Raw genomic sequence first — 20,426 nt, 5'->3', positions numbered from 1 at the left:
GCTACCCGTCACGACGGGTGCTATCGATCCTTACCGGACGTGTGTGTATTCGCGACAACCGACAGATCTGCCGTGCAGGGTAGAGACGAATGAGCGATGGAGAGGCTCAGGCTGTCAGGCCTGAATCTCTTTTAGTACTTGGGCAAACGTCGCCGGGTTCTCAAGGAAGTCGTAGAAACCCTTCGCATAAACCGCTGCCTTGGTATCGCCGTTGATCGTCCAACCTGGATAGGCCTCGAACCGCATCTTGTGTCTACTACCAATATCGATTCGCAGGTCATGGACCATAGCTATTGTCTGGTCAGTTATCTCGCCCCTCAAAGCTTCCCGCAGATCCCCACCCTTCCACCAACCTACGTAAACAATTGGGGTTGGTGGGTGAGTTCTTCGCGCCTGTAAGAGGCAAGAGTTGAGGTGTAGATCTCCTAACCCGCTCCCCAACACAATTATTAGATCAGCCTCAATGGCTTCACGCGTTAACCCGCCGTAATAGGAGAGATAGGGCGCTTGCTGCAGTCGGCCGAGCTTATCTAAACCGGTGATGATCGCGCTTCTTTCCAGTTGTGTGCCATCCAAGCGTGAACTACCTGACCCGCCGCCACGCGCGTGCCTTATCGCCTCCTCCTTGCTTTCATACCATCCTAGATCACCTATTCCAACGTCAGGATCTCGCTTGATGCTCAGAGGGAAACCAAAGTGAACTGAACCGTGAAGATGGAAAAGCCCAGGTGTATCCCACTGCTCCCAATAGTCCTTTGGGCTGAAGAGGCTGTATTCGTCCCTTTTATTTGTGAATCCGGTGAACAATCCTGGACAAGCCTGCGAGAAAAAATCGTCGTAGTTTGTCGTGTATATCCTGGGCACCCCGTGATTCTTTAGTCCTTCAATAAAGGCGCTGAGTGGTGCCAGACTGAGCTTTGGAGTGTTGGATGATGTAGACGCGATTTTGTAAATGGCCTCCAGCATCGCGTTAGCTGCAGCTCGTAGGGCCTCGTTTGTATGGTCGTGCTGCGGTCTCAAAAAGGGGTAGAGGACAGGCTTGTACTTCGGCACGGCTCCATCGATGTGGTTCATCGCTGCCAACTCGTGGAGCGAATGGTAAACGCGCTCAAAATGAGCCTCCCACGGCTCTGCACCGTAATACTCCTCAAGCGTACTTTTCACCCATTCGTAGGCCTTCAATCCCCCCGTTTTGACGCAATATTGGTTGTTCCTAAGCTCGTTTTCGAGAGCTGCTGTAAAATCTCTGGTCTGAGGAATACCGAAATCGACAGAGGCCCCGGCGCCGACAAGAACTAGAATTCTTTTTTTCCAAAACGTTGTCATTGATATCTCTTACGCGTAGGTAGTTTTCGCCAGCTTGTTCAGCAGGTATGGCTGCACGTGTCGCAGAGTCCGGTACTGAAGATATATCAATTCATGCTCGGTCGAATGGCGGCTTTTGGCCGATAGCAGCCGGTCGTTCCGTAGGCTGCGCGCCATGTGTGAGCTGGCAGTATCGGCCCGAGGAGGGGAGATCAAAGTTGATCCAGGCGCGGCCATTTGCATGTGGAACAGCAGGATCAGTCATGTGATGGCCCTTATCGGCTCGTACTGTGCATCTTCAATCGTCAATTGTCCTGGTTCTAACCGGGACGTGCTTAACCACCATTAGCCCGGTTGAACTGCCAACGCGTGGAACGACCCGCTATGCCGGTAAGTCTACCTGTATCTACTCATGGGTAAGGTACAGCGCAATGGATAAGACAATCACCGTCGATCAACTAGAGACAACCGACCTTCGATCAATCAACGAAATATGGCTTGGCGAGACGCATACCCAGCTATGCCTATGGCGTGGCGAACAGGTCTTCACCCACGAGATGATGAGCGAGGGCACCCACGATCAGAATGTCCAACGCTTGTGCTTGCAGTTGGTCAACCCTGACGATCAAACCGCCGTAGCCAGCGTCGAGGTAATTGTGCGCGAACGGCTGAAAAAAATGGGGAAGGAGGGCGAGTTTTATCCCGCAGAGGAGGCTGATACTCATCAATAAGAAGAGGAGTATCGGCCATTTATGGGGAGTCAATCCAAGGCCTGTGCTAGATGAGCAAGCCCCGCGCTACAACACTGGCGATGAAGACCTACAAGCACGGGTTTGCGCAGCCGCACAGGCGATCTCCGGTCGGACGCATTTGTAGCTCCGTTATGTGGAATGAGCTCCGTGCGCAGTAAAAACTGAATAGCCCCTGATTTCATAGACGCGTTCCAGTGTTTGCGGCCACATCAGGTCCTGTCTGACCGCGTGAGCGTCATGCAAGCGTCCACAAGTAAATCCTGAAACTGTGGCTGCATCTCGACGTTGGACACGGTGAGGATATAACCGTCCGCATCAATGCCACGAGGTTGGAGTCGTTCCATGAAGCCGTGCGTGAGTTGTTGCGCGCCCAATTCATCGGAATAACCTCCACGGCGATGGCCCCGACCATCACCAAGGCGAGTGACGGGTTTCAGGCCCCGGTCACTGTGCCGTGATCTCGATCTGTGGCAAGACGCTAAACAGCCCCCGCAGCAATGGCGCAATCACCAGGCCAAGCAGAAACAACGCTTTCTCGCCCCAGCCCTCACTGCCAAACCGCATCACGCTGCCCAGCAAGCCGCTGATACCTGCGACAACTTGATCCAATCAATGCTCATTTTGCAGTTCCTGCACAGGAGAGTAGGTGAGGGCTGTTGATCAGCGAACCATCATAACCATCCGTGCGGGTCGGGGTCTGCGCAAGTCAGATTTTGCTGCCGCTCCCCATGGAATGGGTGAAGCCCTGCTTCCAGTACTAAAGGAGGTGTCAATGCCCGCTAAAGGACCATTTCGGTCTGACGCCATAGGTTTAGGCTCAGCTTTGTGATCGTCAACGATGACAACAAGACGCGCCGCATCACCTGCGAGATGAGTAGAAAACCTCACTGACTCCCGTGTCTCCATAATAAAAAGAGGATTTATCATGAGTAGCACCTTCTTCATTCCTTCCGTGAACATGATGGGCATTGGCAGCCTCGACGAGGCGATGCTCGCAATCCGCAAGTACGGATTCCGCAAAGCCTTGATCGTCACCGATGCCGGCCTGGCCAAAGCCGGCGTGGCGGCCAAGGTCGCCGGCCTGTTGGCCCAGCAAGACATCGACTCCACCCTGTTTGACGGCGCCAAACCGAATCCGACCGTCAGCAACGTGGAGAGGGGCCTGGAACTGCTGGCCCGCAGCGACTGTGATTTCATTATTTCCCTGGGCGGCGGTTCACCCCATGACTGCGCCAAGGGCATTGCCCTGTGCGCCGCCAACGGCGGGCACATCAGCGACTACGAAGGCGTGGACCAATCCGCCAAACCACAAATGCCACTGATCGCCATCAACACCACCGCCGGCACGGCGAGTGAAATGACCCGTTTCTGCATCATCACCGACGAAGTCCGCCACGTGAAAATGGCCATCGTCGACCGCAACGTCACCCCCCTGTTATCCGTCAACGACCCTTCGCTGATGGCCGCCATGCCCAAGGGCCTGACCGCCGCCACCGGCATGGACGCACTGACCCACGCCGTCGAAGCCTACGTGTCGACGGCGGCCACGCCGATCACCGATGCCTGTGCACTCAAAGCCATCGAATTGATCTCGGCCAACCTGCGCACCGCCGTTGCCCAGGGTGACAACATGACCGCCCGGGAAAACATGGCCTACGCGCAATTCCTTGCCGGCATGGCCTTCAACAATGCTTCGCTGGGTTATGTACATGCCATGGCGCACCAACTGGGCGGGTTCTACGACCTGCCTCACGGCGTGTGCAATGCGATCCTGCTGCCCCATGTGTCGAGCTTCAACGCCAGCGTGTGCCCGGCCCGGTTTAAGGATATTGCCCATGCAATGGGGGTTGAGACTCAGCAACTGGATGCGGAGAAGGGTGCTGCGGCGGCTATCACGGCCATCCGTAAACTGTCTGCGGATGTGGGGATTCCGAGCGGGCTCGTTGAGTTGGGTGTAAAGGCTGACGATATTCCGACACTGGCAGCCAATGCCATGAAAGATGCCTGCGGTTTTACCAATCCGCGTCCTGCCAATCAGGATGAGATTGAGCAGATTTTTCACACGGCGATGTGATTGATGTGAAGTGAGGTAAGAGAGAACACCCCGCCTTTGGTTGAAGTGCGGGGTGTTTTGGTTTTACTCATCGATAGGGTCGAAGTGGCTCAATGGCTTGGCTGGAAGTGGTCTGTCATGAGCGGCTACTGTCGGCCATTAGTCCATGCGCTGCATGGAACCGGTCATCTGGGTGATTTCCGCCAGTTGGTGGCGCGCGCCTTTTTCCAGGGTGCCGCTGGCGTGAGCCAGCTCCTGACCGAGTTGGCCGAGGCCGTGGGAGTCGCGGGCGACGCCGTCGATCAGGCCGGTGATCTGGGTCAGAAAGTGATCGAAACGGGTGGCAAGGGAAACATGGACTTTTTCCGGACTGCCTTTGACGGCCTCACCGCTGAACTGCGTGGTGACGGCGAGCATTTTTTCGAGCATTTCCTGGCTTTCTACCGCTTCTGTCTGGCTGTGCACCGCGAGGTAGAGCAGGGCGACCGTCTCCATCACCACGTAGAACGCGTGGACGAAAATCATGCTCCAGCCGCCGTGATGCTCCATCACAAACACCGGGAAACCCTGGTGCTGCAAGGCATGAAACACCACGTGGTGTACCGCGATGGTGACAGCGGCCACCAGGATAGGCAGCCAGTCGCGGTAGAACGTCAGCACCGCCAGCAGCGCGAAGATACCGAAGTGCGATTCGATGACACCCTGGGCCTGGTTGATGTGCAACGCCGCCATGACCATCAGGCCGACGCCAAGGGCGCAACGCATCAGGCGGGTGCCGCCGATGACGCGATAGGCCAGGGTCAGCACCACGCTGGTGCCGGCGCCTATGAAGAGCGCTTGAAGCAGCGTGTCGTGCCAGAACGCCAGGCCCAGGGAGAAGAGGGTCATCAGCCAGATCAGGGCGAGCATGATGCGGTCGGCTTTGCGGTAGTGCTCGATGAAACGGGCTTGGGCAGGCATTCACTCGTACTCCATGTGGACGGGCCGGGGTGAGGCAAGCATGCGACGTGCCATACGAGCATGCGGGGAGCGAATCGGGTGTAGGGGAGCGGGGGTTGATTGATGGTAGGAGGTTATCGGCGTTTTTGGGTGGGGCTTTAGGGGGGATAAGCCAGAAGCTGCTTGTTACGAGGGGCAGCAATCGGCTTGCAGCCGGTCGCGCCCGACGCAGTCGATCAAAATCATCTGCTCATTCACGGTTTGAGGGGGCGGGAAAAATTCAGACGCCTTGAAGGTCGATGACTCAGCTCTTGTAGAGTAACGCCTCAACTACAACGCCAAACGCTGACGAATGTTCACGGCGATTGGGGTAGTAGAGATGGTAACCGGCAAAGGGTTGGCACCAATCTTCCAACACCCGCACAAGGCTACCGTCGGCAAGCTCCTTCGCCACCATGTCCTCTGGCAGGAAAGCCAAGCCACATCCCGCCACGGCCGCACGCAGAATGGGCACGCTGCTGTTGAATGTCCATTGGCCTTCGACGCGGGCCTTGAGTTCGTGGCCATCCTTTTCGAAATCCCATTGCATCAGGCTGCCGTGAGTCGGCAGGCGCAGGTTGATGCAGTTGTGCGCCGCCAGATCTCTCGGTTCCATCGGGTAAGGCCGCTGCTGGAAATACTGCGGTGAGCCGACAACGGCGATGCGTAACGATGGCCCGATCGGCACGGCGATCATGTCCTTGGCCACCTGGTCACCCAGTCGAACACCAGCGTCATAGCGCTGCGCGACGATGTCGGCGAGGGCGTAATCGACGGTGATTTCGACCTTGATGTCCGGGTAGTCGGGCAGCACCTTCAGCAGCTTCGGCCAGAGAATATTGTTCGCCGCATGCTCGGACGCCTGAATCCGTACATTGCCGGCGGGGGTGTCGCGAAACTCGCTGACGGCAGCCAGTTCCAGTTCAATTTCTTCAAAGCGCGGCGCCATCGCTTGATACAGGCGTTGGCCCGCCTCCGTTGGTGAAACACTGCGCGTAGTCCGCGTCAGCAAGCGCACGCCCAGCCGGGTTTCCAGTGCCCGCAGAGTGTGGCTCAGCGCTGACTGCGAAACGCCCAGTTGCGCGGCAGCACGGGTAAAACTGCCTTCGCGGGTGATGACCACGAAGGCTTGCAGGTCGTTGAGATTGGGGCGGGACATTTGATGAAAACCTCTCATGAGGAGCGCGTGATTATTCCATGAAAGCAGGTCGCGCACGGATGCGCGACCCTTGGTGCGCTGATCACAAGGTGCGTGAGTAAAAATCCGTCAGTTTGTCGATCGCCGCATCGACATAACGCGGCACCCAGTAGGTTTCAATGTGGGTGGCGCCATCGAGGATGAACACTTCCTTGTCGGTGGTGCCGGTGGCTTTGGGGAACGCATCCTGAGTCATGTACAGGCTGTCGGCCTTGCTGCCGGCGATCATCAGCAACGGTTGATTGATCAACTCGATATGGTCGGTGGCGTCGAAACGCATCAGGTCAATAAGGCTGCTGGTGGTGTATTTGAAGGTCGAGTTCGGGTGCGCGTGGGTTTTCCAGTAGTACTCATAACCTTGGCGATACAGTTCGAAAGGCAGTTTGGCAATCTGCTCATCGGTGAGGTTGGCATCCCCCGAATACAGCACCGCGCCCCGCGCTGCTTCTTGCGCGCGGGCTGCTGATGCCTGTTGCAAACGTTGCTGGATGCTGTCCATTTGCGAGTCGTTGTAGCCGTTGCGGCGTACTCGACCCGAGTTGAACATGCTCACCGTCGCCAGGGATTTGAAGCGTTTGTCGGTTTGCGCCGCCGCCAACGAATAACCACCGCCGCCACAAATGCCGAGCAGGCCCAGACGATTGTCATCCACGCCAGCGAACTGGCTGATGAAATCGGCCATGCCGTGAATGTCTTCGATGCGATACGCCGGTTTATCGATGCTGCGCGGCTGACCACCGCTGGCGCCCTGATAGGCCGCATCGGCCGTGATGGTGATGTAGCCCTGTTCGGCGAGGCGCTGGGCATACAGACCGGCGACTTGCTCTTTTACGCCGCCATTCGGATGCGCAATCACCACGGTCGGGTAGGTCTTCTTCGCGTCGTAGTTGGCAGGCGTGTAGACGTTGGCGGCGATGTCCAGACCGTTGAGCTTATAGCTGACCGGGTGGATGTTGACCCTGCCCGGTTCGTTGCGGGTGATCGCGCCGTCGTAGGCGAGGGTGAATGGGTTCTTCTTGTAGTCGGCGGCCAAGGCTTCGCCTGCCGAGAGGCCGACCAATGCCGACATGAACGTGGCTTTGAGGGTGTTCTTCACGTGAAGCTCCTGAGCAAAAAAAGGACGGCAGTTGCGAAAGTATTTGGGTCAGTCCAGCTGTTTTTCTTTGAGGAACTGCGCGACCAGGTCAGCGATCTGCACGTTGTTCAGATCCGACATGGGGAAATGGGTATTGCCGTGAATGCCAATCTCCGGCAGGTGTATCAGTCGCACATCACCGCCATGGCGATTGACCGCGTCACGCCAGAGCCGGGCCATTTTCAGGCGTGCGCGCCAACTGTCCTGAGCGGGCAGATCGACTGCCTGTTCCGGGATGTTGTCGCCGTACAGGATCAGAATCGGAATGCGCGTCAGTGCCATGAATTGCTCCATCGGCACCGCTGCGCCTTGCACCGTGTCGAACGCGCTGGGGATCGGCGCCGGCACTTCACCGTCAGCAAACACGAAACTGCTGCCCGGTTCGAACGCCACGATGGCTTTGACCTTGTCGTTCTTGATCGCCGTCAACCAGCCCGGCCCGCCGCCCTGAGAATGGGTAAACAGGATGCCGGGGCCGATTTTGTCGAACAGCGCCGACACACCATCGGAGACCACGCCCATGTCAAACGGCCCGGTGTTCGGTGTCATAGCCCTGAAAAACTGCTCGCGGGTCTGGGCGTCCTGTGCCACTTGCACGCCGTTGAAGTAGCGGGGCCAAAGGCCGATACGGAACTGGTTGAACCACAGTTGTTCGTCCGGCACAGGCTTGATGGTAGTCTCGACCATGCTGCGCCCGGCATCACCACGCCGGGGTTGATCGATCAGATAGACGCCGTAGTGGCGGCGCAGAAAGATGTTCTGAAAACCCTCGCGACCATCGGCGGTGGTTTCCCAGGTCTTGGAAAACTGACCTGCGCCGTGCCACATGACGATGGGCAGTTTTCGCGCGTCCACCGGGATTTGATAGAAGGCGTAGGCGTGGTCACCGTGGTAGGTCTGACCGTTGGGCGTCATCGGTTGGCGCGGGTTGAAGGTGCCCGGTGCCGTGGTCATCGTTCCGCCGGCGGCGAAGCTGCCTTGTTTCTGGATCAGCAGCGGGCCTTCGGAGTGGTTCGCGCAGGCCGCCAACAGGCTCAACAGCATGACGATCAGCAGACGTTTTGCAGTTCTCATGTCACTTCCTCGACGCCGCGAGGGCTTGGACCAGCGCTGCGTTGGCCCGCTCGGCAGTCTGTGCATCGCCATGCTTTTTCAGCAGTTCGGTGACTAGGTGCAACTGTGCTGCGCTGAGCCCGACGCGCAGGCTCGCCGCCATGTGCGAGCGCAACTGAGGCTCGACCCCCGGCGTCGCTGCCAGCGCTCCGACAGTCGCCAATTCGCGACTTTGCCAGTCGAGGTTGTCGCGCTCGAAGATGTCGCCGAACAGGTGCGTTTGCAGGAACTGGTTGATCACTGGGGCGAACTCGAACACCGGGCCTTTGACCGGGGCGCCGGAGATTTTCGTTTGATTCGCCGTACCCGCTGCCAATAGCTCATCCCCCACCGGTATCACCCGGCTCGGCTCACGCCCCGGCGCATCGTCAAGGCCGCGTTGTTTGCGCGCCTGCACCACGGTCATCAATTCATTCAAGGCGTTGAGGCTGCGCGGGAAGCCGACGTAGGCGTAGAGCTGCACGAGGACTTCGCGGGTTTCGCTAATGGTCAGGCCGGCATCAAGCCCTTGGTTGAGCGCCGTGTTGAGGTTGGGCATGTCGCTGGTCGCCATGAACGCCGCGATCAGTGGAATGGCTTGTTGCTGGCTCGACAAGCTGGCTGCGCTGGCGGGTGTGCTGGTCATGGTGGGCGAAGCCTCGGCTGCTTGAGTGGTGACGCTGAACATCGCCCCGACGCTCAGGCAGAGCGCCATGAGTGTGGGGAGGGCAGTGCGGTTGCGGGTGTCAGTGATCATCGTGAAGGGCTCCATCCATTGCGGGGCGCTGCGGTGTTGCTGGATCGTAAGGAGGATGGTTGTGGCGATTAACCCCGAAATAGCGCATGGACTCATGAGCAGAACTCATGAGTCGACGTGCGATAACCGCTGGAATCCCGATGCGGGCAGGTTGTTACGGGGCATTGAGGTTACGTGGCGGTTCGCCGCGAACGTGCCGGTCGAGCAGCTTCGACACATTCCGTAACTTTATTGGCCGGCGTATTGCGCCTCCGAGACCTGCTCCGCCCAGGTGACGGTCTTGCCATCCTCGGCTTCAGCGATGGCGATGTGGGTCATGCCGTTGCTGGCCGTGGCGCCGTGCCAGTGACGGGTGTTCGGTGGAATCCAGACAGTGTCGCCCGGATGGATCTCCTGACGCGCGCCACCCTCTTGCTGCACATAGCCGACGCCGGCAGTGACGATCAGCGTTTGTCCCAGCGGATGGGTGTGCCACGCCGTGCGTGCGCCGGGTTCGAAGGTCACCGTGCCGCCACCGATGCGCGCGGGCGCTTCACCTTTGAACAGGCCATCGACGCGTACAGAGCCGGTAAAGTTTTCCGCTGCGCCCTTGATCGAAGGCTGGGATCCGTTCGGCGTAACGCGGATTTCGCTGGCGGCCTGGGACTCTGCCGCCATCAGTGACAAAGCAACGAGTGGCGCAATCAATCGGTTCATCGGATGAGTTCTCCGGTCAGACAGAGAAAGCGACGCCGCACATGGCGCCGCGTCGGGCAGACTCAGAGTCCGGTCATTTTCAGTGCCGACTCCGGCAGACGTTCGCCGTGCACCCGAATCTGTGCCATCTGTTCGTTGATCACGCGCAGATCGTCGCCGTTCAATTGCAGCTCGACCGCGCCCAGGTTTTCTTCCAGGCGATGCTGTTTGGTCGTGCCCGGTATCGGCACAATCCACGGTTTCTGTGCGAGCAACCAGGCCAGTGCCACTTGCGCCGGCGTGGCGTGTTTGCGTTGCGCGACGGCTTTCACCACATCGACCAACGCCAGATTGGCCCTGCGCGCTTCAGGGGAAAAGCGCGGGACGAAATTGCGGAAATCGCTCGCGTCGAACTGCGTGTTCTCGTCGATCTGACCGGTGAGGAAACCGGCGCCCAGCGGGCTGAACGGTACGAAGCCGATCCGCAGTTCTTCCAGCACGGCTAGCAGTTCCAGCTCCGGGCCACGCCAGAACAGCGAATATTCGCTTTGCACCGCCGTGACCGGTTGCACCGCGTGGGCCCGGCGAATGGTTTCCACACCCGCTTCAGAAAGGCCGAAATGCTTGACCTTGCCCTCGGCGATCAGATCCTTGACGGTGCCGGCCACGTCTTCGATGGGCACCTGGGGATCAACGCGGTGCTGATAAAACAGGTCGATGCAATCGGTGCGCAGACGCTTCAACGCCGCTTCGGCCACGGCGCGTATATGCTCCGGGCGGCTGTTGGTGCCGCCGCCACGTGCGCCGGTGATCAGGTCGATATCGAAACCGAACTTGGTGGCGATGACGACCTGCTCGCGGATCGGCTGCAAGGCCTCCCCCAGCAGCTCTTCATTGGCGAACGGGCCATACGCTTCGGCGGTGTCGAACAAGGTGACGCCTTGCTCGTGGGCCGAACGAATCAGCTTGATCATGCTGGCTTGGTCGGCTGCCGGCCCGTAGGCCGACGTCATGCTCATGCAGCCAAGACCCAAGGCGGACACTTCCAGGCCATTACCCAACGTGCGGATTTTCATGGAGTTACTCCGTACAGAATTCGATTAGTGCGTGAGAGGGTGATCTTTCAGCCAGCCGTTCACGCGTTCCATGGTCTTGCGCTCCTGCTCACCCTCCATCACAAAACCTTCCAGCACTTTGGCCTTCGGCGCATGCTTGACCAGCACACGGCGGCTGTTGCCCAGGCCATATCCACCATGGGTGTTGAAGGGGATGAGGGTCTTGCCGGTCAGATCGTGGGCGCTGAGGAATGCGCGCACGATCGGCGGGGCGGTTTCACCCCAGATCGGAAAGCCGAGATAGATCGTGTCGTAGTCGCTGAGGGCGTGAACCGTGTTTTGCAGCTCGGGTTCGAAGCCACTGTCACGTTCCTGGCGCGCCTGTTCCACGGTTTGCAGATAGTCCTCGGGGTAGGCGTGGGCGGGGCGAATCTCGAACAGATCGGCACCCAGTCCACGCTGGATCAGCCCGGCGACCACGCGGGTATTGCCCGAGCGCGAGAAATACGCGACCAGAATCCGCGAGCCCGAACGCGGTGTTTCACTGGCGCCTTGCGCGTCGGCGAGCGACAGCAGCGGGGCGCTGGCCAGTGCGGCGATGACCGTGCGCCGCAGCGGATCGTGATCGGTACTCATCGACCGACGCGCGCCTTGAGAGCCTCGGGATAGCGCTCGCCTTCGATGCGGATCTGCGCCAGCGCGGTATCAATGGCCTTGAGTTCGGCAGCGTCGAGGGTGATGTTCGCGCCGCCGAGGTTTTCTTCCAGGCGATGCAGTTTGGTCGTGCCCGGAATCGGCACAATCCACGGTGCCTGCGCGAGCAGCCAGGCCAGCGCGATCTGGGCCGGTGTCGCTTGTTTCTGCGCAGCAATCTGACGGATCAACACCACCAGACCCTGATTTGCCTGCAGCGCCGACTGGCTGAAACGCGGGACGATGCTGCGGAAGTCGTCACTGCCATAAGTGGAATCGGCCGACACCGTGCCGGTGAGAAAGCCTTTACCCAATGGACTGAACGGTACGAAGCCGATGCCCAGCTCCCAAAGGGTCGGCAGGATTTCCAGCTCAGGCTCGCGCCACCACAGCGAGTATTCGCTTTGCAGCGCCGTGACCGGCTGTACCGCATGGGCGCGACGAATGGTTTGCGCGCCTGCCTCCGACAGGCCGAAGTGCTTGACCTTTCCTTCGCTAATCAGGTCTTTCACCGCCCCGGCAACGTCCTCAATCGGCACGTCCGGATCGACGCGGTGTTGGTAGAGCAAATCGATGTAATCGGTCTTCAGTCGACGCAACGAACCCTCGACCGCTATTCGAATACGTTCGGGCCGGCTGTCCAGAGCCTGTTTTGTATTGTCGGTGCCGACGGCGAAGCCGAATTTTGTAGCGATCACAACCTGGTCGCGAACTGGCGCCAGCGCCTCGCCGACTACTTGCTCATTGATATAGGGGCCGTAGAATTCGGCGGTATCGAAGAACGTGACGCCTCGTTCAACGGCTGAGCGGATCAGTGCGATGGCTTGCTCGGTATCCGTGGCCGGGCCATAGCCATGGCTCAGACCCATGCAGCCGAGGCCGAGGGCGGATACTTCGAGTGAACTGTTGCCGAGTGTGCGTTTGTGCATGTTGATCTCCCGTTGGGCGTGGGGAGACAGTAAGCGCGCTAACGACTGAGGACTAGACGGGTAAATCGGCAAGGCTTCATGAGGTTTGCTCATCAGTCCCGGAAGAGGGGCGGTGGCGACTGTCGAATGAAGGCTTGCCTCACGGTAGGCCATCACCGCTCGTACACAAAAAATCTGACACTCTCTTGATCGTTCGCTTTTGGCTGTTCTCTGCCGATCAAGGTTACAGCCTGTGATGGTCAGCTGCGCCGGCGGTATACTGGAGGGATTCCAATATACCCCGCGCCTCGCGCCCAGGCAGACCAGGGACGGTTGAATGATCCGCATCAGAACCAATTTGGCTCCTCGATGGAATCGGCAGATCCGAGAAGCCACCACGCCTCTGACAGTGCTGTCCCCCTACATCACAGAAAACAGCACGCTTAAGCTCTTGGCCAACAAGCAAGCAACGTTTTACACACGGTTCGAGGTAAGGGACTTCGTCTGTATGGCGTCAACAATCGCTGCCTTCAAGCTGTTGCTCATCAACAAGTGCACGGTTTACGAGGTGAAGGACCTTCATGCGAAAGTCATCATGGACGAGGCTGACTTCGTCACACTTGGCAGCCAGAACCTTACCTTCAGGGGGGCCTCGAAAAATAAGGAGTTGAGTGTTTGTTTCGATAACAGTAAAGCCAATTCTTGTGAGCGAGTTCGGAGCGTGGTCAATGATTGGATTGACGACCCGGATCTGGAATTGATCGACTGGGCCAGGGTGTTGCGGATGGAGAAGGATGTTCGCTTAGCCAAAAAGGCTTTCGAAGAGTTCAACGAAGCGATGTCCAAGATTCAGGGTAAAGCCGATACCTACCAAGCCAAGCGAGTCCAGGTTGCTCGGGATCAGCAGGAACAAGAGAGAGCTGCACGAAAGGCTAAGAACCTAGCTGCAATTGGTGCTGCCGTTCGGTCTGGCGCACCTTCCGGCACGAAATACGCCGGAACAGTAAAGCCATCTGAGGGCTCTGCACGACTGAAATTTGATGCGAAGGTTGACCTGCTCCAGTGGACCAGGAAGAACGGCATCGTGCTCCCCCGGATGATTAAGTCGAGCCGTTGCCTATGCGTGCTCAATCAACAGAAGGTCGGCTGGGCAAGGCTTGCGAGCCAACAAATCACGAAATTCGCTCAAAGCATGACCATTGGTGGGATTCTGCCTAAACCGTTCGATCGGGTGGATGTGACACTCTCCGTCACCCCAAAAGATCTTGCTCGGGCGCCTTCCGACACGACTCTTGTTGCCATCTTGAAGAACGAGAACGGGACCGAACTGTGCATGGTCCCGGTTCTCTACTCAATCGACGAGATCAGCGTTCTCGACACGCTAGGACCCAAGCGAAAGCCGTCGGGTAAAAAGCTCAAGCCAATCGAGCAGCTCAGAACCGATCTGAAGAGGTGGATTGATAGCAATAGGGCTGACTTTGAAAGCCTACTGAGCCGCCACATCACCAGTACTACCCCTCTGAAGAAACGGCTCGATGGGGTCAACGCGGATGTGTTTTTTGAGGGAATGGATACGGTGGTCGATGTGACAATGGTCTTTAAAGGGCGCAACGGTACAAAGCCCATTCTTGTCGCGACCACCAGAAGCTGAAATCCCACACCTGCCTGACATCAGTGGAGTGTCCGTTTGGAGTCGAAAACGGCGTTTCGTAATGGCGGCAAATGGCCTGAAACCGCTATTGAGCGCAGCATGAGCGGCGACTTACTCAACTAAAGCGGCATCGTCGTCGCTGAGCCGCCGTAGATGCCTACAGCGCCTCGGCGATCAGTCGATTGAGCTAGTTGAGTAGCCTGGACAGCGTCCGGTTTCAGCTAGACGGCACCTCCCGATCCATCAACTTACCCATCAACAGCACCCCCAACTCACTGAGTTGATGAATAGCCAACGCCACATCACGGTCTTTCCCGCTCAGCTCGTCCGACAGATCAAGCAGCAACGCGCTGACCGAGGCAAAGGTTTCATAGCTATTGGTAATCAGACTTTCACTGCTGGCATCAGCAGCCACACTGAACAGCGCACCCGACGGCGGGGCGGTTTTGGCGGAGGAGGGATTGAGATAGTGATCCAAGGCACGTTGCGCGGCTTGGTTGAGTTTCAAATCGGGAGATCCCGGAGGATTCGGCGTTACCTTGAACATATCAGTAGTTTTCCTGAGCAGGGCCCTCACCACGTCGCTACTAAACGAAATGGGGTGGCGGCTGTACGCAGGTTAGTAGACCGGGGAAACTACAAAAGCCGGCGCGTCCGAAGACGCCCTGCGCACAGCCACCATCAAGCACAGACAAGAAGGTCTGATAGATGCTGCTTATGCACTTGCAGTTAACCTCGGGCTACTAAACCCGATCACTGAGGTTTCAGCGACCGAGCAACCTTAGAGACGCCAACCCAGGTGCACAAGCCGGCGGATTCTGACGCAACTGTAGGCAATGGAGCAAGGTGCGGTGCTCACTACCTCCAGCCACGGGACTGAATTCAATCAGTCCCGTTTTCCTCGATTAAGCAGGCTGGGCCGCCAGGCTATTACTCACCTTGCGCCCCAACACCAGCACCGTCACAAACCCGGCGCCCACCAACGCGGTCGCCAAACTCAACAGCACCGACGTCCCCATCTTGTCGACGATCTGCCCACCAAAGAACGAGCCCACGGCAATGATCACCTGAAACAACGCGACGAACAGCGGCATGCCACGTTCAACATCCTTGGGCGCAACCACGAACATCCAGATACTCGCGCACGCCGGGAAGGCACCGAAAGCAAAGCCCCACAGGGCGATCAGCATCACGGCGCCGCTCATGCCGGTGGCGAAGTAGGGGAACAGGGCGGTGCTGGTGCCGATCATCAGCGCGACCAGCAGCAAGGTGTGGCGCACGCTGCGGTTGGCGGCGAAGCCGGCGAAGACGTTGCCCATTACGCCGGCCACGCCGTAGAGCAGCAGCAGCGAGCCAATGGTCGGGCCGTCGAAGCCGGAGCTGTTTTTGAAGAACGGCGCGACGTAGGTGTAGGCGGCAAAGTGCGCGAGGCCGATCAGCAGCACGGCGATCAAGCCAACCCGGGCTTGTGGGTTGATGAACAGGGCCGGCAGGTCGGCGATGCGAATGGCTTTTTCCGGTTCGAGGCGGGGCAGCAGGAACATCTGTGCCAGTAGTACCGGGATGCCCACCAGTGCGGTGACGAGGAAGGTCATGCGCCAGCCCATCAGGCCGCTCAGCCAGGTGCCGACGGGTACGCCGAGCACGGTGGCCAGGGTCACGCCCATCATGATGATCGAGGTGGCCTTCGCTACGCCCACGCCTTTGGGCGCCAGGCGGCCGCTGAGGGCGATGGCGGTGGCCCAGAAGCCGCCGATGCTGATGCCCAGCAGTACGCGGCCGAACAGCAGCAGGCTGAAGTCGCTGGCGTAGGCCACCACCATGTTGGCGATGATCATGATCAGGGTCAGGCCGATCAGCAGGTAGCGACGGTCCATGGCGCCAATGCCCACCGACAGCAACGGGGCGGCGAGGGCGGCCATGATGCCGGGCAGGGTGACCATCAGCCCGGCGTGGCCGGCGCTGATGCCGAGGTCGGCGGCGACGTCGTTGAGTACGCCTACCGGCAGGAACTCGCTGGTGACCAGGGCGAAGGCGCCCACGGCCACCGAGAGTATCGCCAGCCACTGCTGCAGGACGGTTTGTTGGTTATGTTCGGGGAGGCCGCTAGGGGCCCGGCTTGCGCTTGGCATGGTGTTGGGTTCCGGGAGGAGATTTCGCCTGCGGGCAGACGGGAGGGAGAAAGTGGAGGCGATTATAGGAATGGGTTTTGGTAAGCCAATAGGCGACCGGTTCGATAGTAATCATCAGTCTCGTTGATAAGACTGCCTGCGTAGAGCGTTCTCTTCCGTGTAGACCCTCGCGATTGCCCATGGCCCGACTCCGCGCGTAATCCGGCCCGATCCCGCGCGCCAGAAAAAATCCCCCGCTGCATCCTGAGCCTCGGCATGTCGGTTTTGCTGACGTGCCGAAGCGTTTCAAGGCCGATCAAACAATAATAAAGAGGTGCTTATGCCCGTGCTTCATCGCTCTTCATCCCCGGTTGAACGCAGCGCGCTTCATGTGTTGGTGTGTGCGTCGACACTTGCGCTGTCGTTAACCGCCTGCGCGGCCACCCCGGATCCCGCGAAGCCTTATCCCCATGCACAGGAACCGATCGGCGACGTGCAGGCCATCTATGACGGCAGACTCAGCGAGGACTTGGCCGTCACTACCTTCCGTAATACCGACCGGTTGTTCCCGACGCGCACGATCAAGGCGGGCGGCCATCCGTTCCCGTTACCCCGCAGCAGCCAGCCACTCGGGCCGGTTGCCTTTGACTATAAAGGCAAGCATTACAGCCTCGATGACTACGTGGCGATCAACCGGGTAACCGGGCTGTTGGTGCTCAAGGACGGCAAGATCGTCGATGAGCGTTATGAAAAAGGCAACACCGCCGACACCCGGTGGATGTCGATGTCGGTGGCCAAGTCCATCACCTCGACGCTGGTGGGCGCGGCGCTGCAGGACGGCGCCATCAAGAGCCTGGATGACAAGGTCACCCGTTATTTACCCGCGTTGGCCGGTAGCGGTTACGACCAGGTCACCGTGCGCCAGATCCTCTCCATGCGCTCCGGGATCAAGTGGAGCGAGCAATACACGGACCCTACCTCGGACGAGCGCCACTTGATCAAACTGCGTAGTGAACAAGTGCCCGGGTCGCTCCTCAAGTTCATGGCCAGCCTGCCCACCGCCGCGCCACCTGGCACTCGCACCAACTACAGCACCGGTGAAACTCAAGTGTTGGGGCAACTGGTGAGCGCTGCGGTGGGCAAGCCACTGACGCAATACCTGAGCGAGAAGATCTGGGCGCCTTACGGCATGCAAACCGATGCCAAGTGGTGGCTCGACGGCCTCAATGGCAATGAAGTGGGCGGCAGCGGTATCAGCGCGACGCTTGAGGATTACGGGCGTTTTGGGCAGTTCGTGCTCAGCGGCGGCAAGGCGGGAGGGCAGCAAGTGTTGCCTGAAGGCTGGTTGAGTTTTGCCAGCGCGACTACGGGTTCAGATGCGGCGTACGGTGACTTTGCGTCCATGTGGTGGCCAGGTTGGACCGACGCCTCCAAAGCGGATAAAGCCTTTACGGCGGCCGGTACGTTTGGTCAGTACCTCTACATCAATCCGACCAGGAATGTGGTGATTGTGGTGTGGCAGGCGCAGACCAAACCCACGGGTGGCAAGGTGATCGACGATATGTTTGCCTTTGATGCGGTTGCCAAAGCGCTTCAATAACCGCGAAGTACCTGTGGCGAGGGAGCTTGCTCCCGCTGGGGCGCGCAGCAGCCCCAAAAAAATGGGCCTGCTGCGCAGTCCAGCGGGAGCAAGCTCCCTCGCCACAGGTTATGGGCTACTCAGGTAGTGTGTACCTCACATCGCCGCCCGCAACGACCGCGGTGAAAGCCCATAATGTGACTTGAACCTCACCGCAAACCGCGACGCCGATGCATACCCGCACGCACTGGAAATCTCCCCGATGGAATCCCTGGAGGTTTGCAGCTGTTGCAACGCCGCCCCCAGCCGAACATTTTCCAGGATGGCCCTGAAGCTCGCATCCTCATTGGCCAGTTGCCGACGCAACGTCGATTCCCCCAGATTCAACTGCTGCGCGACCGTGGCAACGGTCCAGTCCCTGGACAGGTTGCTGCCGATCAACCGCTGCACGCGTTCACTCAAGGGGTCGTTGCGATCCATCAGCAACGGTCCCGCCTGGCCGGCCAGGCACAGGCAGAGCAACACGGCCTCGCCATAGTGGGTGCACAGGGCCGACGGGGCGCCGGTGCTCAGTGCGGTCAGCAGTTGGTCCCAGGCTTGTCGGGTCTGTTTGTCCAGGCGTACGCACAGGTCGGCATGCATGCTGCCCTTGAACTGCGCGCCATACCGGGCAACGAAGTTACGCAACACCGGCACCGGAAACGACACCACGTCGGCGATGTAGTCACCCTGGGCACCGGGAAAATTGGTCACCCCAAGCTCGCGGCCCGCCGGCAGTAGAATCAGGTGCTGTGGGCCAGCGCGCATTTCGCGCTCATCCCACTGCATCAGTTTTTGCCCCTGGCGCACGCGGCACAGGGCGGTCATGAAGATCGGCACGCGTTGCAGGGTATGGTGTTGCCGGGCCCTGATCACGCAGCTTTCGATGATGCTTTCCCGGTGCCGCAGACCTTCGTGAACATCCATCGTGACTAGCGTCCGTAAGGGGCCGTGATTGTGGCCTTGGCCAAGCTGTTGGCATTGAGCATGTAGCCGACCAGGGCGCCGCTGGATTGATTGTCGATCGGCAGGGTGGCGACTTTCAACGCCCACACGGTGAATTGATAGCGATGCGGTTTATCACCCACGGGCGGGCAGGCGCCGCCGAAGCCGGGTTGGCCGTAGTCCGTGCGGCCTTGCACTGCCCCGGCCGGCAGGTGGGTGCCCACGTTACTCGGCAGGCTGGAGACGGTGTCGGGCAGGTTCACCACCGTCCAGTGCCACCAGCCGCTGCCGGTCGGTGCGTCGGGATCGTAGACGGTGATGGCGAAGCTTTTGGTGCCCGCCGGGGCGTTGGCCCAGGACAGGGCAGGGGAGGTGTTGCCGCCGCTGCAGCCGAAGCCGTTGAATTCCTGCAGGTGCGTCAGCGGGCGTTGGTCGGCAATGTCCGGGCTGTTGAGTGAGAAGCTGGCGGCGTGTCCGCTGGCGGCCATGATCAGGGTGATCGCGGGGGCAAGTGCTTTGAGTTTCATTGCGGTGATGTCCAGGCGTGGTTTGAGCCTTGATCCTAAACAGCGCGTAGGCACGGCACTGCGCCGAAGCGCTCGATGATTGTGCCGAAACGCTCTGCCCTCTAAGGCTGAGCCCTCAGCGTTCGGATGATGAACGCATGCAGGCTATTGACCGCTTTGGACCCGCGGGACGCCCGGCTACGCAGAATCGAAACCTCCATGGGCTCAATGCTGCCCAAACCGTGCTCGTCACCGAGTACCTGAAGCGAATCCTGCACGGTGCATTGGGTAATCGCAGCAATCGCGAGCCCGCCCTCGACGGCGGCCACCTGGCCGGCAAGGCTGGAGCTGTTGTACACCACCTTGAATTCGCGGCCTTGCTGGGTGAGTGCGTTCACCGCATACCGCCGGGCAAGGCTTGCGCTTTCGTAGACGGCGATGGGGATCGGGTCGCGCCGCCACAGTTCGAACTGCGGTGAACCTACCCATACCATGGGCTCCTTGAACAGGAAGGTGCCGCTTTGGGGCGAGTCCCGAGACACCAGCGCCAGGTCAAGATCGCCGCTGCGCAACTGCGGGATCAGCGTGGTCGACTGTTCACAGGTCAGTTCGATTTCCACACCGGCGTAGCGCGGCGAATAGCGTTTGAGCAGCGGCGTGAGGTACCGGGCCGCGTAGTCTTCGGCAACGCCAAGGCGGATGCGCCCGGTCAGCTCTTCACCGTGAAATGCCGCCTGGGTTTCAGCGTGCAGGGCGAGCATGCGCCGGGCGTAGCTCAGCAGCGTCTGGCCATCGGCAGTCAGTTGCAGGTGCCTCGGGCCGCGACTCAAGAGCTGTCGCCCAAGGGCGGCTTCGAGTTTCTTCATCTGCATGCTGACGGCGGACTGCGAGCGGTTGACCTCGTGGGCGGCGCCAGACAACGAGCCGGCATCCACCACGGCCACAAAGCATTTGAGCCAATCGAGCTGCAAATCGCTGGCGGGCATCGCGCTGA

18 protein-coding genes and 2 pseudogenes are annotated in these 20,426 nt (G+C 59.4%); 4 read left to right on the top strand and 16 right to left on the bottom strand.

Annotation, left to right across the window (positions count from 1 at the left end):
* Positions 1 to 114: 114 nt before the first annotated feature.
* Entirely contained in the window at positions 115 to 1,326 is a 1,212-nt protein-coding gene (locus HX811_RS04780) for an SIR2 family protein (RefSeq protein ID WP_177044989.1), read from the bottom strand.
* Positions 1,327 to 1,736: 410 nt separating this feature from the next.
* Between HX811_RS04780 and HX811_RS04775 the strand changes: the two genes are divergently transcribed.
* Positions 1,737 to 2,036 carry a hypothetical protein gene (locus HX811_RS04775; RefSeq protein WP_102606381.1) on the top strand — a complete coding sequence of 100 codons (300 nt, stop codon included), beginning with the start codon at positions 1,737 to 1,739 and terminating at the stop codon, positions 2,034 to 2,036.
* A 468-nt stretch (positions 2,037 to 2,504) separates the two neighbouring features.
* Here the strand turns inward: HX811_RS04775 and HX811_RS04770 are convergent.
* Positions 2,505 to 2,654: pseudogene (locus HX811_RS04770) on the bottom strand (YeeE/YedE family protein); the annotation flags it as partial.
* 328 nt (positions 2,655 to 2,982) lie between these two features.
* On the opposite strand from HX811_RS04770, the gene yiaY reads away from it, so the two are divergent.
* Positions 2,983 to 4,131, top strand: a complete 1,149-nt coding sequence (yiaY, locus tag HX811_RS04765) for an L-threonine dehydrogenase (protein WP_177044987.1) — start codon at positions 2,983 to 2,985, stop codon at positions 4,129 to 4,131.
* Between the two features lie 141 nt (positions 4,132 to 4,272).
* On the opposite strand, the pseudogene HX811_RS04760 reads toward yiaY, so the two are convergent.
* The 9 genes and pseudogenes from HX811_RS04760 to HX811_RS04720 form a co-directional block, all read right to left on the bottom strand.
* A pseudogene (locus tag HX811_RS04760) lies at positions 4,273 to 5,070 on the bottom strand (methyl-accepting chemotaxis protein); the annotation flags it as partial.
* A gap of 283 nt (positions 5,071 to 5,353) precedes the next feature.
* Positions 5,354 to 6,247 carry a LysR family transcriptional regulator gene (locus HX811_RS04755; protein ID WP_003209726.1) on the bottom strand — a complete coding sequence of 298 codons (894 nt, stop codon included), beginning with the start codon at positions 6,245 to 6,247 and terminating at the stop codon, positions 5,354 to 5,356.
* 82 nt (positions 6,248 to 6,329) lie between these two features.
* Complete coding sequence (locus HX811_RS04750; protein WP_177044985.1) at positions 6,330 to 7,382, bottom strand: alpha/beta hydrolase; 1,053 nt, start codon at positions 7,380 to 7,382, stop codon at positions 6,330 to 6,332.
* A 48-nt stretch (positions 7,383 to 7,430) separates the two neighbouring features.
* The gene (locus HX811_RS04745) at positions 7,431 to 8,375 is read right to left on the bottom strand and encodes an alpha/beta fold hydrolase (RefSeq protein ID WP_173406085.1); all 945 of its coding nucleotides are present in this window, start codon (positions 8,373 to 8,375) and stop codon (positions 7,431 to 7,433) included.
* A gap of 121 nt (positions 8,376 to 8,496) precedes the next feature.
* Positions 8,497 to 9,270, bottom strand: a complete 774-nt coding sequence (locus HX811_RS04740) for a carboxymuconolactone decarboxylase family protein (protein WP_177044983.1) — start codon at positions 9,268 to 9,270, stop codon at positions 8,497 to 8,499.
* 228 nt (positions 9,271 to 9,498) lie between these two features.
* Positions 9,499 to 9,966, bottom strand: a complete 468-nt coding sequence (locus HX811_RS04735) for a cupin domain-containing protein (protein ID WP_008432610.1) — start codon at positions 9,964 to 9,966, stop codon at positions 9,499 to 9,501.
* A gap of 62 nt (positions 9,967 to 10,028) precedes the next feature.
* Positions 10,029 to 11,021, bottom strand: a complete 993-nt coding sequence (locus tag HX811_RS04730) for an aldo/keto reductase (RefSeq protein WP_008432612.1) — start codon at positions 11,019 to 11,021, stop codon at positions 10,029 to 10,031.
* A 24-nt stretch (positions 11,022 to 11,045) separates the two neighbouring features.
* Positions 11,046 to 11,636 carry a flavodoxin gene (locus HX811_RS04725; protein ID WP_102605912.1) on the bottom strand — a complete coding sequence of 197 codons (591 nt, stop codon included), beginning with the start codon at positions 11,634 to 11,636 and terminating at the stop codon, positions 11,046 to 11,048.
* Positions 11,633 to 12,622 carry an aldo/keto reductase gene (locus HX811_RS04720; protein WP_003209745.1) on the bottom strand — a complete coding sequence of 330 codons (990 nt, stop codon included), beginning with the start codon at positions 12,620 to 12,622 and terminating at the stop codon, positions 11,633 to 11,635. The genes HX811_RS04725 and HX811_RS04720 overlap by 4 nt, the downstream gene beginning before the upstream one ends.
* Positions 12,623 to 12,938: 316 nt before the next feature.
* Here HX811_RS04720 and HX811_RS04715 point away from each other — a divergent pair, with 316 nt between their 5' ends.
* Positions 12,939 to 14,252 (top strand): phospholipase D family protein, encoded by a 1,314-nt coding sequence (locus HX811_RS04715; RefSeq protein ID WP_177044981.1) that lies wholly within the window; start codon positions 12,939 to 12,941, stop codon positions 14,250 to 14,252.
* A 217-nt stretch (positions 14,253 to 14,469) separates the two neighbouring features.
* Here HX811_RS04715 and HX811_RS04710 read toward each other — a convergent pair whose 3' ends face one another.
* Positions 14,470 to 14,799 carry a DUF6124 family protein gene (locus HX811_RS04710; protein ID WP_032899015.1) on the bottom strand — a complete coding sequence of 110 codons (330 nt, stop codon included), beginning with the start codon at positions 14,797 to 14,799 and terminating at the stop codon, positions 14,470 to 14,472.
* Between the two features lie 358 nt (positions 14,800 to 15,157).
* On the bottom strand, positions 15,158 to 16,384 hold the full coding sequence (locus HX811_RS04705) for an MFS transporter (protein ID WP_003209751.1): 1,227 nt from the start codon (positions 16,382 to 16,384) through the stop codon (positions 15,158 to 15,160).
* Positions 16,385 to 16,703: 319 nt separating this feature from the next.
* Here HX811_RS04705 and HX811_RS04700 point away from each other — a divergent pair, with 319 nt between their 5' ends.
* Positions 16,704 to 17,963: a serine hydrolase gene (locus HX811_RS04700; protein WP_177044979.1), complete on the top strand. Its 1,260-nt coding sequence runs from the start codon at positions 16,704 to 16,706 to the stop codon at positions 17,961 to 17,963.
* Positions 17,964 to 18,098: 135 nt separating this feature from the next.
* Here HX811_RS04700 and HX811_RS04695 read toward each other — a convergent pair whose 3' ends face one another.
* The 3 genes from HX811_RS04695 to HX811_RS04685 form a co-directional block, all read right to left on the bottom strand.
* Positions 18,099 to 18,908, bottom strand: coding sequence for an AraC family transcriptional regulator (locus HX811_RS04695; RefSeq protein ID WP_177028427.1), 810 nt, complete (start codon positions 18,906 to 18,908; stop codon positions 18,099 to 18,101).
* A 5-nt stretch (positions 18,909 to 18,913) separates the two neighbouring features.
* The gene (locus HX811_RS04690) at positions 18,914 to 19,453 is read right to left on the bottom strand and encodes a YbhB/YbcL family Raf kinase inhibitor-like protein (RefSeq protein ID WP_177008666.1); all 540 of its coding nucleotides are present in this window, start codon (positions 19,451 to 19,453) and stop codon (positions 18,914 to 18,916) included.
* A 101-nt stretch (positions 19,454 to 19,554) separates the two neighbouring features.
* Positions 19,555 to 20,418, bottom strand: a complete 864-nt coding sequence (locus HX811_RS04685) for a LysR family transcriptional regulator (RefSeq protein ID WP_177019879.1) — start codon at positions 20,416 to 20,418, stop codon at positions 19,555 to 19,557.
* Positions 20,419 to 20,426 lie beyond the last annotated feature (8 nt).

The organism is Pseudomonas sp. F8002 (genome assembly GCF_013385495.1).
Classification (GTDB): domain Bacteria; phylum Pseudomonadota; class Gammaproteobacteria; order Pseudomonadales; family Pseudomonadaceae; genus Aquipseudomonas.
This window is presented reverse-complemented; position numbering and strand designations above follow the sequence as displayed.